At 67.8% G+C, this 13,452-nt stretch carries 13 protein-coding genes and 1 pseudogene; 4 read left to right on the top strand and 10 right to left on the bottom strand.

Annotated elements, in window-relative coordinates; translation table 11 throughout:
- Window positions 1–187 precede the first annotated feature (187 nt).
- A complete protein-coding gene (locus AC6I65_RS02465; protein WP_497902508.1) occupies window positions 188–1,312 on the top strand; it encodes an MBL fold metallo-hydrolase in 1,125 nt (374 codons plus the stop codon).
- Window positions 1,313–1,420: 108 nt separating this feature from the next.
- Here AC6I65_RS02465 and purQ read toward each other — a convergent pair whose 3' ends face one another.
- The 5 genes from purQ to AC6I65_RS02440 all read right to left on the bottom strand — a co-directional run bounded on the left by purQ (window position 1,421) and on the right by AC6I65_RS02440 (window position 4,765).
- Complete coding sequence (purQ, locus tag AC6I65_RS02460) at window positions 1,421–2,110, bottom strand: phosphoribosylformylglycinamidine synthase I (protein ID WP_497902507.1); 690 nt, start codon at window positions 2,108–2,110, stop codon at window positions 1,421–1,423.
- A 77-nt stretch (window positions 2,111–2,187) separates the two neighbouring features.
- A complete protein-coding gene (gene purS / locus AC6I65_RS02455) occupies window positions 2,188–2,439 on the bottom strand; it encodes a phosphoribosylformylglycinamidine synthase subunit PurS (protein ID WP_253432447.1) in 252 nt (83 codons plus the stop codon).
- 253 nt (window positions 2,440–2,692) lie between these two features.
- The gene (locus AC6I65_RS02450) at window positions 2,693–2,989 is read right to left on the bottom strand and encodes a DUF7853 family protein (RefSeq protein ID WP_497902506.1); all 297 of its coding nucleotides are present in this window, start codon (window positions 2,987–2,989) and stop codon (window positions 2,693–2,695) included.
- 91 nt (window positions 2,990–3,080) lie between these two features.
- Window positions 3,081–3,647 (bottom strand): NUDIX hydrolase, encoded by a 567-nt coding sequence (locus AC6I65_RS02445; RefSeq protein ID WP_497902505.1) that lies wholly within the window; start codon window positions 3,645–3,647, stop codon window positions 3,081–3,083.
- Between the two features lie 134 nt (window positions 3,648–3,781).
- The gene (locus tag AC6I65_RS02440) at window positions 3,782–4,765 is read right to left on the bottom strand and encodes a diacylglycerol/lipid kinase family protein (protein ID WP_497902504.1); all 984 of its coding nucleotides are present in this window, start codon (window positions 4,763–4,765) and stop codon (window positions 3,782–3,784) included.
- A 53-nt stretch (window positions 4,766–4,818) separates the two neighbouring features.
- Here AC6I65_RS02440 and AC6I65_RS02435 point away from each other — a divergent pair, with 53 nt between their 5' ends.
- Entirely contained in the window at window positions 4,819–5,520 is a 702-nt protein-coding gene (locus tag AC6I65_RS02435) for a PHP domain-containing protein (protein ID WP_497902503.1), read from the top strand.
- A 39-nt stretch (window positions 5,521–5,559) separates the two neighbouring features.
- Here AC6I65_RS02435 and AC6I65_RS02430 read toward each other — a convergent pair whose 3' ends face one another.
- Window positions 5,560–5,973, bottom strand: coding sequence for an Lrp/AsnC family transcriptional regulator (locus AC6I65_RS02430; protein WP_254159320.1), 414 nt, complete (start codon window positions 5,971–5,973; stop codon window positions 5,560–5,562).
- Between the two features lie 102 nt (window positions 5,974–6,075).
- On the opposite strand from AC6I65_RS02430, the gene carA reads away from it, so the two are divergent.
- Both carA and AC6I65_RS02420 read left to right on the top strand, forming a co-directional pair.
- Window positions 6,076–7,155, top strand: a complete 1,080-nt coding sequence (carA, locus tag AC6I65_RS02425) for a glutamine-hydrolyzing carbamoyl-phosphate synthase small subunit (RefSeq protein ID WP_497902502.1) — start codon at window positions 6,076–6,078, stop codon at window positions 7,153–7,155.
- A 94-nt stretch (window positions 7,156–7,249) separates the two neighbouring features.
- Window positions 7,250–7,881: pseudogene (locus AC6I65_RS02420) on the top strand (maltose acetyltransferase domain-containing protein).
- On the opposite strand, the gene AC6I65_RS02415 reads toward AC6I65_RS02420, so the two are convergent.
- From AC6I65_RS02415 to AC6I65_RS02400, 4 genes are read right to left on the bottom strand one after another with little or no spacing between them, the layout of a single operon-like run.
- The gene (locus AC6I65_RS02415; RefSeq protein WP_497902501.1) at window positions 7,882–9,669 is read right to left on the bottom strand and encodes a DUF7519 family protein; all 1,788 of its coding nucleotides are present in this window, start codon (window positions 9,667–9,669) and stop codon (window positions 7,882–7,884) included. It abuts the pseudogene before it with no gap.
- Window positions 9,666–10,940, bottom strand: coding sequence for a DUF58 domain-containing protein (locus AC6I65_RS02410; RefSeq protein WP_497902500.1), 1,275 nt, complete (start codon window positions 10,938–10,940; stop codon window positions 9,666–9,668). Before AC6I65_RS02410 ends, AC6I65_RS02415 begins: the two co-directional genes overlap by 4 nt.
- Window positions 10,937–11,632 (bottom strand): DUF7269 family protein, encoded by a 696-nt coding sequence (locus AC6I65_RS02405; protein WP_497902499.1) that lies wholly within the window; start codon window positions 11,630–11,632, stop codon window positions 10,937–10,939. The genes AC6I65_RS02410 and AC6I65_RS02405 overlap by 4 nt, the downstream gene beginning before the upstream one ends.
- Window positions 11,629–13,437, bottom strand: a complete 1,809-nt coding sequence (locus AC6I65_RS02400) for a DUF4129 domain-containing protein (RefSeq protein ID WP_497902498.1) — start codon at window positions 13,435–13,437, stop codon at window positions 11,629–11,631. Before AC6I65_RS02400 ends, AC6I65_RS02405 begins: the two co-directional genes overlap by 4 nt.
- Window positions 13,438–13,452: the final 15 nt, after the last annotated feature.

The raw sequence follows: 13,452 nt of genomic DNA, 5'->3' as shown, positions 1-13,452 counted from the left end.
CAAGGAACGGCCCCGTCTTTAGTGTTCGAGTCGACTCAGGAATTGAGTCCACTTTAACCTATGGGAAATTAATGGTAGTGAGGGCTCGCAAAGCGTTTCCCCGGATACCCTGACGAGAACCCTCGAGTGATTGCCGCGACGGCCTGCAACACATTTATAATCGCCTGCGCAGTTAGTATTGTATAAGATGAGCAATACTGATATCGACGCGTCCGAGGTCGCCCGCCGCATCGCCGACGACGATGCCGAGAGCCTGTTCATCCTCGACGTCCGCAACGAGGACGACTACGAGGAGTGGCAGATTCCGACCAGCACGAACGTCCCGGTCTACGACGAACTGCTCGAGTACGACTACTCTGGGCTCGAAGATCACCTCGAGGACCTCCCCGAGGACGAGGAGATCGCCGTCGTCTGCGTCGCGGGCGTCACGTCCGCTCGCGCCGCCGAGTTCCTCCGCGACCACGGGTTCGACGCGAAGTCGATCCCCGACGGGATGAACGACTGGGGTCGCGTCCACCGGGAGTACGAAATCTCCGATGCCGAAGGCGTCGTACAGATCGTCCGACCCGGAACTGGCTGTGTCTCCTACCTCGTCCACGACGGCGAGGAAGCCGTCGTCGTCGATCCGACCCAGTACGTCGACCGGTACCTGGGCCTCGCCGACGACCGTGACCTCGAAATCGTCGGCGTCGTCGACACGCACGCCCACGCCGACCACGTCTCCGGAGCGCGTCGACTGGCCGGCGAACTCGACGTCCCGTACCACCTCAACGCGGCGGACGCGGGCGAACTCGAGACGATCACGGCCCTCGCAGACGGCGACACGATTTCGGTCGGTGGCCGGGACCTCGAAACGATGCACACGCCCGGCCACACGCCCGGAAGCGTCTCGTTCCGTTTCGGCAACACACTCCTCTCCGGGGACACACTGTTCCTCCGGAGCGTCGGCCGTCCCGACCTCGAGGACGGGTCCGAGGACGCCATCCGTGAGGCGTCCGGCCAGTTGTTCGACAGCCTCGACGGACTCCTCGACCACCCCGACGAGACCGTCGTCCTCCCCGGGCACTTCAGCGACGAGGACGTGCGCCCGCTCGCGACCGAACTCGGCGACCTCCGAGCGGAGACGACGAACGAACTCCTGGGATACGTCGAAGACGGTGACGAAGAGGCGTTCGTCGAAACCATCGTCGAGAGTCTCTCCGACGAACCCGCGAATTACAACGAGATCAAGCAGATCAACTGGGGCAAAGAACAGCCAGGTGGCGACGTCGAAACCCTCGAACTCGGACCCAACAACTGCGCCGCCAACTGAGCCGTCGTCGTTCGAATGGAGTCCGCTCGAGCACAATATGCTCGAGTGCAGTCAGTTCGAGTAGAGTTTCTCGAGTAGAGTCCGCTCGAGGCCGACCCCCGTCGTCGATTATCGCTCGACCGCCCGTTCGAACCCGCGCAGAATCTCCTGTCCGTCCGTCCCGCCGACGTCAGGAAGCGTCGCCCGTTCGGGGTGGGGCATCAGTACCGCCACCGTCTCGCTCTCGCCCAGAACGCCCGCGACACTGTGTTTCGAGCCGTTCGGATTGGCGTCGTCGGTGAGGTTTCCCTCGGCGTCACAGTACCGAAAGAGGACGCCGTCCTCGGTCTCGAGGCGGGTGAGTCGGTCCTCCTCGATCTCGAAGCGGCCCTCGCCGTGGGCGATCGGGATCTCGATCACGTCGCCCTCTTCGAAGGCGGCCGTCCAGGGCGTGTCGGTTCGCTCGATGCGCAGGAAGACGTGTTCACACTGGAAGCGGGCGCTCTCGTTCGTCGTGAACGCCCCCTCGGTCAGGCCGGACTCGCAGCCGACCTGGGCGCCGTTACAGATCCCAAGGACGGGAATGCCCTCGGCGGCGGCCTCGCGCACCTCCTCGAGGATCGGGGATCGGGCGGCCATCGCGCCCGCGCGAAGGTAGTCGCCGTAGGAGAAGCCGCCGGGGAGGACGACGCCCGTCGTGTCCGCGGGGAGGCCGTCCTCGTGCCAGACGATTTCGGCGGCGATGTCCAGGTGCTCGAGGGCGGCTTCGGCGTCGCGGTCGCAGTTCGAGCCGCCGAAGCGGACGACGGCGACCGTCACTGTCGGTACCCCCTGGTGTGGCGAGTCCCGGTCGGCGTTGGCATGGGAACCGGCATCGACGCACGTGCAACCGTCATCTATCGCTCGTCGACCGCCACGTCGTAGTCGTGGATGGTCGGATTCGCGAGCAGTCGTTCGGCCATCTCGTCGGCTCGATCGGCCGCCTCGTCGGCCGACGCCGCCTCGAGGTCGATCTCGAAACGGTCGGCCGAGCGAAGCGCCTCGAGTGAGAACCCCAGTCGCTCGAGGGCACGGCGGGTGGTCTCGGCCTCGGGGTCGAGGACGCCGCGCTTGAGTCGGACGGTCACCGTGGCGGTGTAGGCGGTCATCGTCTGAACCCCCGCATCCGTGCTCAAAAACGCTTTCGGGTTCGCCTCGACATACACGTTCGTGGATAGCCTCGACTGCCGCTCGAGATTCCGAAAATTCCCGACAGCGGCCAGGCGTTCAGCGACCGAAGGGAGCGCCAGGGGGTTCGGTCCGTGTCGGCGTGACGGCCGGCCCTCTCGCATTCGATGACGGATCTCGACGAATTCCGACGTGAAATCGAGAAGACGGCGTTCGTGAGGACGAAAACGGACGTTAGACCAGCGCGGCCTCGAGTTCGACGAGCGCGCCGTCGACGGCCTCCTGGTCTGCATCCGGAATCGAAACGCAGTCACCCCGGAGGAGCGAGATGAGTTTCTGGCCCTGTCTGACCGTAATTGTGTCGTCGTCGGCCTCGATGCTCTCGACGACCTGCACGAGCCACGCCGGGACGGTTCGCTCGTCCTCGAGGTACGTGTCGGCACGCTGGACGAGGGCGTGGTGAACGACCCAGCGCTCTTCGCGCGAGAGGTCGACAGTGCGGCTATCGGCTTCCTGTGGAGGTGTACTCATCGTGTCACGGGTCGGCTCTACCGACCACTGTCCGACAGTAAGGACCGTCCACTAATAAGCCTTGTCGCTTGTTAACATGCCCGGGAATCGTTCACCGGGTGTCCCGCCGCATCGCAATCTCGAACCAGGGACAGAGGCGAAGTTGTCGGTACCACTCGGGATGGGTCGAGAGTCGTTCGTAGGGCACCCACATGAGCCCCGCGACCTCCTCCTCGTCCGGATCGAGCGTCGTGTCGTGGAGCGTCACCTCGAGGACGGCACAGACCTCGTGCTCGACGCCCGCGTTCTCGAAGTACCGCTTGTACTCGAAGCGGTCGGTGAGGCGGACGTCCTCGTACTGATCCGGTGTGATGCCGAGTTCCTCCTCGAGACGCTGGCGCGTCGCGTCCTCCTGGCTCTGATCTTCGACGGGGTGGGAGGCGACCGTCCCGTCCCAGTAGGTCCCCCAGAGGCGCTTTCCGGGGGCCCGCTGGGCGAGCAGGATGTTGTCGTCCTGGTCGAACACGAGCGACGTAAAGGCCCGGTGGCGCGTCCCCTCGCCGGTGTGAGCCTCGAGGCGGTTGACCAGGCCGAGTTCGGTGTCGTCGGCATCGACCGCGATCACGTTCTGGGCGGCGTTCTTGTGTGGCAGTTCTTCGGAATCCGTCGAATCGTTCATACGACAACTGAACGGGGCGTCCGTAAAACCAGTATCGGCTTTCGAGAGGGGATCCCTCGAGATTTGAGGAGAGGAGACCCTTGAGATCGGGGAGGAGCCCCTCGAGGTTCGAAAGTAGGCCCTCGAGGCCGACCCTACAAGCCCGCACCCTCGGCGTCCGGGTTCGACGCGTAGTCGTCCCCCACGACGACCGAAATCGCTCCCGGGAGGGTCTCGAGATCGAGCTCCTCGGCCGCGAGTACCTCGCCGTCGAGGCTGTAGGTGATCGGCTCGTCGTGGAGGCTCTCGATCGTTACCCGCGGCACGCGGTGTCGGGCGATCCCGTCTGCATCCAGGTCGAAGAGGTGATCGAGCGCCGTTGCGCCGACCATCGACGGCATCGACGCGTTCTCGACGAGGGTCACCTCGAGCAACCCGTCTTCCGCGTGGGCCTGCGCCTGGCGCCGGCCGAACCGGCGACAGTTCCCGATGAACGCGAGCGCGACGTCCCCCTCCCAGACGACGGACGTCGCGACGTCGGCGTTCTCGAGGGTGACCCGCAACGGCGCCCCGTCGTAGTTCGTCGCCGTCTCGATCGTCTTGAGCACGTACGCGAGCACGCCGAACCGCCGTTTGCTCTCGGAGTCGGTCTCGAGGCTGGCCTCCGCGGTCAGCCCGCCGATACAGGAGTTGAGAAACGCGCGGTCGTTGGCTCGTCCGAGGTCGAGGCGCCTTCGTCGGCCTGATTCCGCCAGCGAGAACGCCTCGCCGATGCTCTCGATGCCGAGGTTCGACGCGGCGTTGTTCCCCGTCCCGGCGGGGACGATCAGCAGCGCCGGCCACTCCTCGACTCCGGAGTCGATGAACCCGTCGACGACCTCGTTCACCGTCCCGTCGCCCCCGGCCGCCGCGACGAGTTCCGTCCCACTTTCCGCCGCTTCGCGAGCGTATTCGCGGGCGTCGCCTTCGGCTTCGGTTACGCGCAATTCCCACCCGCCGTCTGCCGCGAGGCCGTGAACCTGCTCGAGGTGGTCCTCGCTCCCGCTCACCGGGTTGCAGATCACAACTCTGTCGGTCGGTTCGGCGGCCCCGGAACCGTCTGCTCGGACCGATCCAGGAGGGACCCTCGGGACGTGCATGCCAACACCAACTGTCCCCAAAACAAAAACCCTCCCCCATCGTTGTCCAGGGTATGTTCGCCGTCGATTTACACGCACATACCCGGTTCTTTCACGGCCATCGGGGACTCGGGGATCGGTACGATCCAATCGGCGTCTCGCTCCTCGCTCGCACCGCCCGCTGGCGCGGGCTCGACGGCGTTGCGACAACCAACCACGACTACTACACCCCATTCGAGCGCGAGGCCGCGACGGTCGTCCCCGGTATCGAGGTCACGACGACCCGGGGGCACGTCCTCGTCGTCGGTCCGGATCCACCACGGGAAACGGTCCCGCTCGAGTACACCCCCGCGGAGGTGGTCGACATGGCCCACGACCGGGGCTGTGCGGCCATCGTCGCCCACCCGTTTCGAAACAGCACGGTGACCGACGTCCAGGACCTCCCGTTCGACGCCATCGAGATCAACGGCAAACACCCGCGGACGCAGCCGCTGGTCGAGCGACTTGCGGCCGAACACGACGTCCCCCTGGTCGCCGGGAGCGACGCCCACTACCCGGTCGAGGTCGGCCGGGCGTACACGCGAATCGACGCCGACGAACTGACGCCCGAGTCGGTCGTCGAGGCGATCCGGGACGGTCGGGTCGAGGCGGTCGTCGATCGGCGGCCAGTCGACCGATTCATTCGCCGCTGGTACCGAGCGATTCACAGCCGAAAACACCCGAACGACCTGCTCTCGAAGCCGACGCCCGGCGTCGGTGAACCACCGCAGAGTTAGTCTGGTTTCTCGAGAATCAGTCCAATTTCTCCTCGAGGATTAGCCCAACTTCTCCTCGAGAATCAGCCGCGTCTTCGTACTCACGACCTCCTCCTGCTCGCGCGCCTGCGTGATGAGTTCGTTGACGCTGCGTGTGTCGGCGGCGTCGACGACGAGTACGACGTCCTGTTCGCCCGAGACCTGCCAGACGAAGTCGACTTCCGCCCACTCGGCCATGCGCTCGGCGATGCTCGCGGTGTCGACGTCGACGGCGACGCTGATCTCGATCATCGCCTTCACGTTCCCCGTGCGCGTGGTCACGGTGAATCGCTCGATCACGCCGTCGGCGTTCATGCGCTCGACGCGGTTTCTGACCGTCCCCTCGCTCGTTCCAACCTCTTCAGCGATCTCCGTGTACGGCGTGCGGGCGTCTCGCCGGAGAATGTTCAGGATGTGTCGGTCGAGGTCGTCCATTGAGATTTGACTGTTCGGACGGCACCTACTTGTCGATTACGAATTTCGTAACAATACTTCGAAGGCAACACTTATGGTGGGCCGTACAATACGTATCTCGTAATGAACCCGGCCTACGTTGCGCTGGAGAGCGGTCACGTACTCGAGGGACGTGCTCGTGCTCCGGGTACCGCACGCGGGGAACTGGTTTTCACAACAGCATACACCGGCTACGAGGAGAGTCTCACCGACCCCTCCTACGAGGAGCAGATCCTCACTTTCTCGTACCCGCTGATCGGTAACTACGGCGTCCACGAGGACCGCTTCGAGTCCGATCGAATCCACCCGCGAGCCGTCCTGGCCCGCGAGCTCACCGACGACGTCGCCGACTGGCTCGCGTCCGAGGGCGTGCCGGCCGTCGACCACCTCGACACCCGCGACGTCGTGACCGACGTCCGCGAGGGCGGGGCCATGAAGTGTGGTATCGCCGTCGGCGAAGACGTCACCCCCGACGACGCCCGCGCGGAACTCGAGCAGTGCGAGGCGATGAGCGACCACACCGAGATCGGCGCACAGGTCAGCGTCGACGAACCCGTGATCCGTGGCGCCGCCAACGACGGCCCGACCGTCGCGCTCGTCGACTGCGGCGCGAAGGGATCGATCGTCGACTCGCTACTCGAGCGCGACGCCACGGTTCACATCCTCCCCCACGACGCGAGCACCGCCGACGTCGAGGCCGTCGACCCGGACGTCCTGTTCGTCTCGAACGGCCCCGGCGACCCGGTCAACTTCGAGGCCGCGATCGACCTCGTTCAGGAATTCGTCGAGGACACCCCCGTGGCCGGCATCTGCCTCGGTCAGCAGATTGTCGCCGAGGCCCTGGGCGGGACCACCGAGAAGATGACCTTCGGTCACCGCGGGGTCAACCAGCCCGTCCTCGACCTCGAGTCCGGGCGCGTCGTCATGACCACCCAGAACCACGGCTACACCGTCGCCGAACCCGGCGACCACCTCGAGGTCACCCAGCTCAACGTCAACGACGACACGCCCGAGGGCCTCGACGGGATCGAGTACGACGTGCTCACTCGCCAGTACCACCCCGAAGCGAACCCCGGTCCCGAGGACACCCTCGACTTCTTCGACGACGTCCTCGCGATGGCGACCCCTCGATGCTCCCCTCGTGCGATCCCGGCTGACGACTGAGCGACCTCGTCAGCCGTAGGTCGGTTCGCCCTCCACCGATCCGATCACGAAAACCGTTTTCTACCCGCGTTCGAATCGACGTCCACACACCCGTATGGGAACTGAAAAACAGAAGATGGTAGCCGGGGAGCTGTACGACCCCGCCGATCCCGAACTCGTGGCCGACCGCGAGCGGGCTCGAGCGCTCACGCGGCGGTACAATCGGATGAGCGAGAGCGACGGCGACGACGATAGTGACGGCGACGACGATAGTGACGGCGACGACGATAGTGACGGCGACAGATACTCGAGGACCTCCTCGGATCGATCGGCGACGAGTGCCAGATTGAGCCACCCTTTCGCTGCGATTACGGGTACAACGTCCACGTCGACGAGGGCTTCTTCGCGAATTATGACTGCGTCGTCCTGGACATCTGTCCCGTGGAGTTCGGCCGGAACTGCCTGCTCGGGCCCGGCGTCCACGTCTACACGGCGACGCACCCGCTCGAGGCCGCCGCACGACGCGAGGGCCTCGAGTACGGAAAGCCGGTCACGATTGGCGACGACGTCTGGATCGGCGGCCGAGCGGTGCTCACCCCCGGCGTGACGGTCGGCGACGGCGCCGTCGTCGCGGCCGGCGCGGTCGTGGTCGACGACGTGCCGGCGGGCGTCGTGGTCGGCGGGAATCCCGCGCGAGTAATCGGTGAGGTGCCGTCGGCAGAGGGTGCGGGAACGAAAGAAACGTAATCACTTGCGAAGGACCCAGGCGACCAGCACGACCGCCAGCAGCGCCGCCCCCAGCGCCGCCGCCGCGAGCCGTCGATCGACGACGAGGACGTCGCTCGCCGCCCAGCGGTAGAGGCCGACGGTCCCGAGTGCGACCGCGGCGCCGGTCGCGACCGCGCCGAGCGCGTGGACGAGTTCGGCCCGCATCGTCGCCGCGTCTCGCCCGAGTTCGGCGCGGAGTCCGTCCGCGTACTCGCCGACGTCCCAGACGACGAACGCGCCGGCGGCCGTCCAGATCGCCGCCTCCGGCCGGCCGATGACCGCGGGCGAGCCAGCGAGGCCGAGGATCGCCGTCGCCGCCAGCGCCGAACCGATCGCCCGCGGCGGCAGGAGCCGAATCGCTCGAAGCAACGAGACCGTCCCGAACAGCGACGAGAGCATCCCCAGCGCGACGAGCAAGACGGCGACGACGAGCGCGATCGGCGGGAACTCGAGCAACAGATCCGCGACCACCTGCGGTTTGATCTGGCGAACCAGGGCCTCGAGCGACGCCTCGACGTCGGGCGTGGCGAGCACCGACGCCAGCGCGAGCGTCAGCACGACCCCGCCGACCATCGGGGCCGCCAATCGAGCGAGCACCGCGGCTAGCCCTCGCCGTAGCGCCCGTCGAGTCCACTCGAGGGCAGCCACAAACGCAGCGACGGCAAAGACGACGAGCAAGAGGGTTCGAAGCTCCCGCGCGACGACGACCGTGGCCAGCGCTTCGCCGGCCGGTGCCGGCACGGTCGCCGCGATTTCTCGGGGCGAGAGCGGAACGTCCGAGAACTGCTCGAGCAGCGCCGGAAGCATCACGACCCCGGAAAGGCCGACCAGCGCCACACGGATGGCGATCGAGTTGCCGTGGCGAACGGCACCGACGGCCCGCGAGACGGTTTCGCGCCGATCGGGCGGGACGAGGCGTTCGACCGGGACGTAGCCGACCGTCACGAAGACGGCCCCGGCCGTCACCAGGACGAGCCCGAAGAACGAGACGGTCGCCAGAGTCTGGCCTGGCTCGAGGAGGACGCCACTGGCGGCCCCCGTCACCTCGGTGACCGCCGGCCCCGCGCGCTCCCTGACGCCGGCCTCGGGGAGCACGCGAACGACGACCACGACCACGACCCCGAGTGCGGCGAGCGTCGTGGCCCTGGCGGCCGCACGGACCCCGCCGTCGCCCAGTCGGTCCCACGACGCCAGCGTCCCAGCGAGGGCGGCGACGACGAGCGACCAGACGGTCACCGCCGTAAACGGGCCGAAACCGGCGACGCCGACGGCGAACGCCCAGGCGAGGGTTACGGGAACGGCCACCAGGACGGCCGCAGGGACGGCGAGTGCCCCGCCGACGGCGCGGCGCACCGGGCGGTCGCTCCCGAGCAGGGTGGCGACCAGTGCCGCGCCGACGCCGCCGACCGTCGCGACGGCGGCGAGTCGGGTGCCGATCAGGGACCCGCCGACCGCGAGACAGATTGCGAGCGTGAGCACGAGGGTCGCGACGTCGCTCGTCGTCGGCTGTGACAGGGCGCCTCGAACGGCCGCGAGTACGGCACTCGTTCCACGTTTTCCGACCGAGCTCGCCGCGTTTCGGGCCGACTCGAGGCGCGAGTGGTTTCGCGTCCCGTGATCGCCGCCCGAGACAACGGTCGGACTCGAGCGCGGACCCGGGCTGCCGACTCGAGTCGACGCACCTGATTCGGTTCCGCCGTCCGACCGAAACGGCGTCGACTGCTGGTCGCGTCCGTCCGTTCCCGGTTCCGGGTCGGACGCCGTCATCGGGCACCCCCCATCGCACGGATCGCGCGAGCCAGTTCGACCGACAGCGGATCGGCCAGGTCCCAGTCGACGACGACCGAGCCGAGTCCCCTGAGGGCATCGATGCGATTCCGTCGTTCGATGCCGGCAATTGCCGTTCCCGGCGACAGGTCGCCGCCGGACACGCTGGTCGTCATGTCCGGGCTCACGACGGTCACCGTCCGCCCACGGAGGCGAAGCTGTTCGACCAGGCCGATCGCCGCGTCGTCCGTGAGCGGGCTACAGAGGACGACCTGTGCGTTCCGGGGGAGGCGCGTATCGAGATCGGTCGCGAGCGTCCCGCCGTCGGCGGCGAGGCCGGTGAGGGCGCTGTCGCCGGCCGATTCGCCGACCGCGTCGTCCACACGCTGTCGAACGTCGTCGCCTCCGCCGGGGTCGATCCACACGTCGTCCTCGAGCGTCGCGAACCCGGTTCGGTTGCCGTCCTCGAGGGAGGCGAGCACGCCGCGAGAGGCGGCGTACAGCGTCAGGTCGTGCGAGTCGGGGCCGCCGGAGCGCGACTCGCGGTGGACGCCGGCGCGGTCGTCGACGAGGAAGACCATCGTAACGGCTCGCTCCTCGCGGTGTTCGATCGTCGCGAGGTCGCCCGTCCGGGCGAGGCGGTGCCAGTCGATCCGGTTGATCGGATCGCCGTGACGGTACTCGCGGGCGGCGTAGAACTCGATCCCGCTCCCGCCCTCGTCGGTCGGCGTCCGCCCGACGAAGCGGATCGTCCGGTCGCGAACGGCGAACGAGTCCAGGAGCGTTTCACAGGTCAGCGAGCCGTCGCCTCCAGCGTCGGGCTCGAGCGTCTCGAGCGCGCTCGCGGCCAGGTTCCGGACGCGAACGCGGGGCGTGCCGAACGCGTACTGGCCTCGAGGCGGCAGCACCTCGTACTCGTGGCTGACGGTTTCGCCGGGCCGAATTGCGGTCGCGAACGCGCTCGAGCCAGCGACCACCGGCACGTCCTCGGGGACGGCGTCGACCACCCGGACATCGGGGAGCACCCGGTCGCCCTCGTTGGTCACCGAGAGGGTGACGGAAACCGGCTGACCGGGTCGCGGTCGATCGTCGTCGAGAGTTCGCTCGACGGCGAGGTCGGTCGACGGCGCACCACTCGAGACGCCGACCAGGACGTATCCCAGCGGAACGACGGCCACCACGAAGAGCGCGGGCGCGCCCAGCACCACGGCGAGGAGGCAGATGGCGAGGGCGACGACGACCGCACCCTGCCAGCGGGGGACGCGACTCATCGCAATCCTTCGCGTCGTTTGCCTTCGATCCCCGCTCTCACAGGGCGCTCCCGAATCGCCTCGACCGCCTCGATCGCGTGCTCGAGCCCGCGCGTGAACGGATCGGCCGTACTGCAGAGGTCGATCAGCCAGAGCGACAGCGGCGTCGATGGACCGTCCTCGTCGGCGAGGAAGGCGGCCGCTCGCCGGTCGTCGGTCCAGGTGCCCGCTCGGATCGCCGCCAGGGCGTCCGCCCGGTCTAGCCCGGTGTGAGTCGCGTAGGTGTCCGCGGCGAGCGAGCGAAGCGCCTCGACGAGTTCCGTCCGGGCCTGGTCGCGAACCGGGCGAGGCTCGTCGTCGTACGCCGTCGCGCGGTCGATCCAGTCGTCGTAGACCGCACCAGCGAGTCGAGACGAGGTATCGGTCAGCGAGCGTGAGCTGGCGAACGGCTCGGTCGAACCCGCATCGAGTGGCCGCGGCGCGTCGACCCGGAACCGACCCGCGGCCGCGATCGTCGGGGCGACAATCAGGAGGACGAGTGCGAACACCAGCACCAGATGAGTCGGGTTCAGCATCGAGAGCGCCGCCTCGAGTTCGGGAACCGGCTCGAGCACCGTCGACGGACGGTACAGCAGGCCCGCACCGAGTGCGAGCAGGCCGGTCGCGAGGGCGGTTCCGGCGAGCAGGCCGAGCGTCGACGGACGACGGCTCACGGGTTACCCGTCGAGTTCTCGTTCGGGTTTTCGTTCGCGTCGTCCACCGATTCGTCGTCCGCCGCCACCGACGACCGAATCGTCGCTCGAGCGGCCGTCGTTCGCTCGAGTCGCCCTTCTGGGTCCCGGCCGCCGTACTCGACGTCGCGGAAGGCGTCCGTGATCGTCTCGACCGGTTCAGCGGGCGCGCCCCGGGCCTTCGCCCCTTCGGCGACGTCCGTGGGGGTCGCGACCCGCAGTCGGGACACGGTCGAGACCGAGGCCACGTCCGCGAACGCCTCGCGAATGCGCACACGAGCGGTCGCTCGGGCGTCTGGCGTGGCGGTCCCAGCGTCGGTCCCGGTTGCCTCACTGCCAACGAACGGGAGCGACGCTCGCACGGAGCGAGCTTTCGTCCCCACCCCGGCGAGGATCCCGGCAGCTGCTCCGAGGAGGAGTCCCGGTAACTCGGCGATCGATCGAAGGCCGCACAGCGCCTCGTAGGCCCGCTCGAGCGCCCGCGAGCAGGCGACGACGATGCCCATCGCGAGCGCCAGGAGGCGGCCAGGGAGCGATCGAAGCGTCGCGATTGGGTCGTCCGTTCGCAGGAAGACGTAGCCGACGACGACCGCCAGCGCGACGGTCAGGAGCGTCAGTATCGGTCGCTCGCCGGCCGGTCCCAGCGAGTCCTCGAACGAGTCGGTCACGCTGTTCGTGTCTTCCTTGGCGCTATCCGATTCTTCATCTTCGGCGCCATTTGTCTCGTCATTCGAAGCGTCCGAAGCGTCGGTAGCGCCGGTGGCCTCGCTCGCGCTCGAGTCTTCGGTTCCGCCCGACGTCTCGGGGTCCGACTCGCCGCTGCCCTGATTCGCGTCCAGGTCGTCGGTCGGAGCATCGCCTTCGGCGTCGTCGGGGGCAGCGCCCTCGTCCCACGTCCCGTCCTCGGCGTTCGAGTCGAACCCGTCGCTCGAGTCTGGTTCGTCGCCCGTACTCGAGCCGTCGGTCGCCGAGTCGTCGCCCCACGTGGACTCGCCATCGAGGCTTCCACCGTCGCGACGTTCGCCATCGATACCCCCATCAGAACCGTCTACCGTCGTCTCGCCGCCGACCCCATCGTCCTCGAGCGAAATCGACCGGGCGCGCTGGTCGGTCACGAGGTCGCCGTAGCCGCCCTCGAGTCCGTTTGCCGAGGTCGGCACGTCGAGTAGTCCGCCGGACGTCGTCGGCTCGTCAACTGTCCCAGCGGCGTCTTCGGGAGTGGTTCCCTCGAAGGTCTGGGGATCGTCGAACGCGTTCGACTCGAGGTCCCCGGGGTCGTACGCACCGGGCTCGGAACCGGCGGCACCGGCGGCGAAATCGCCCGGTGACCCACCGATAGCGGCGTAGATACCCGCGAGTCCGAACAACGCGTCGCTCACGACGGGATTCGTCAGGAGGTCGTGCTGACCCTCCATTGCCGAGAGGGCTGCTGCTTGCACGAGTTGGTTGTCGAAGCCGCCAGCACCAGCACCTGAACCTGCACCAGCACCTGAACCTGCACCAGTAGAACCACCCATTCCGGGGCCGTCGCTGTCCCCACCGGCTGTTTCGAGTTCGCCAGCCCGCTCGGCCAGGTCACCGTCGCCCTCCGCGGTCGCCTCGAGCATCGCCTCCTGGATCGCCCGGTCGCGCTCTGCGCTCGTCTCACCGTCGCCGAGCGCGGTCGTCACCGGAGAATCCGCGGCGAGCATCGGCATCGCGCTCGCGGCCAGGAGGATTCCGCCAATGGCACAGCCGACAGCGAGAACGGCGAGGAGGCGAGACGTTCCGTCCGATCCGATCGTCATTCACGTATGACATAC

The sequence above is a fragment of the Natronosalvus sp. KLKA75 genome (assembly GCF_059736265.1).
The sequence above is the reverse complement of the archived record's forward strand: the minus strand, read 5'-3'. Positions and strand labels throughout refer to the sequence as shown.

Coding starts and splice junctions, on each gene's coding strand:
- AC6I65_RS02445 (WP_497902505.1), bottom strand. CDS start 3,647: ATGAACGATTCGACGGATTCCGAAGAACTGCCACACAAGAACGCCGCC.
- AC6I65_RS02465 (WP_497902508.1), top strand. CDS start 188: ATGAGCAATACTGATATCGACGCGTCCGAGGTCGCCCGCCGCATCGCC.
- carA (WP_497902502.1), top strand. CDS start 6,076: ATGAACCCGGCCTACGTTGCGCTGGAGAGCGGTCACGTACTCGAGGGA.
- AC6I65_RS02410 (WP_497902500.1), bottom strand. CDS start 10,940: ATGAGTCGCGTCCCCCGCTGGCAGGGTGCGGTCGTCGTCGCCCTCGCC.
- purS (WP_253432447.1), bottom strand. CDS start 2,439: ATGACCGCCTACACCGCCACGGTGACCGTCCGACTCAAGCGCGGCGTC.
- AC6I65_RS02450 (WP_497902506.1), bottom strand. CDS start 2,989: ATGAGTACACCTCCACAGGAAGCCGATAGCCGCACTGTCGACCTCTCG.
- AC6I65_RS02400 (WP_497902498.1), bottom strand. CDS start 13,437: ATGACGATCGGATCGGACGGAACGTCTCGCCTCCTCGCCGTTCTCGCT.
- AC6I65_RS02430 (WP_254159320.1), bottom strand. CDS start 5,973: ATGGACGACCTCGACCGACACATCCTGAACATTCTCCGGCGAGACGCC.
- AC6I65_RS02435 (WP_497902503.1), top strand. CDS start 4,819: ATGTTCGCCGTCGATTTACACGCACATACCCGGTTCTTTCACGGCCAT.
- AC6I65_RS02415 (WP_497902501.1), bottom strand. CDS start 9,669: ATGACGGCGTCCGACCCGGAACCGGGAACGGACGGACGCGACCAGCAG.
- AC6I65_RS02440 (WP_497902504.1), bottom strand. CDS start 4,765: ATGCACGTCCCGAGGGTCCCTCCTGGATCGGTCCGAGCAGACGGTTCC.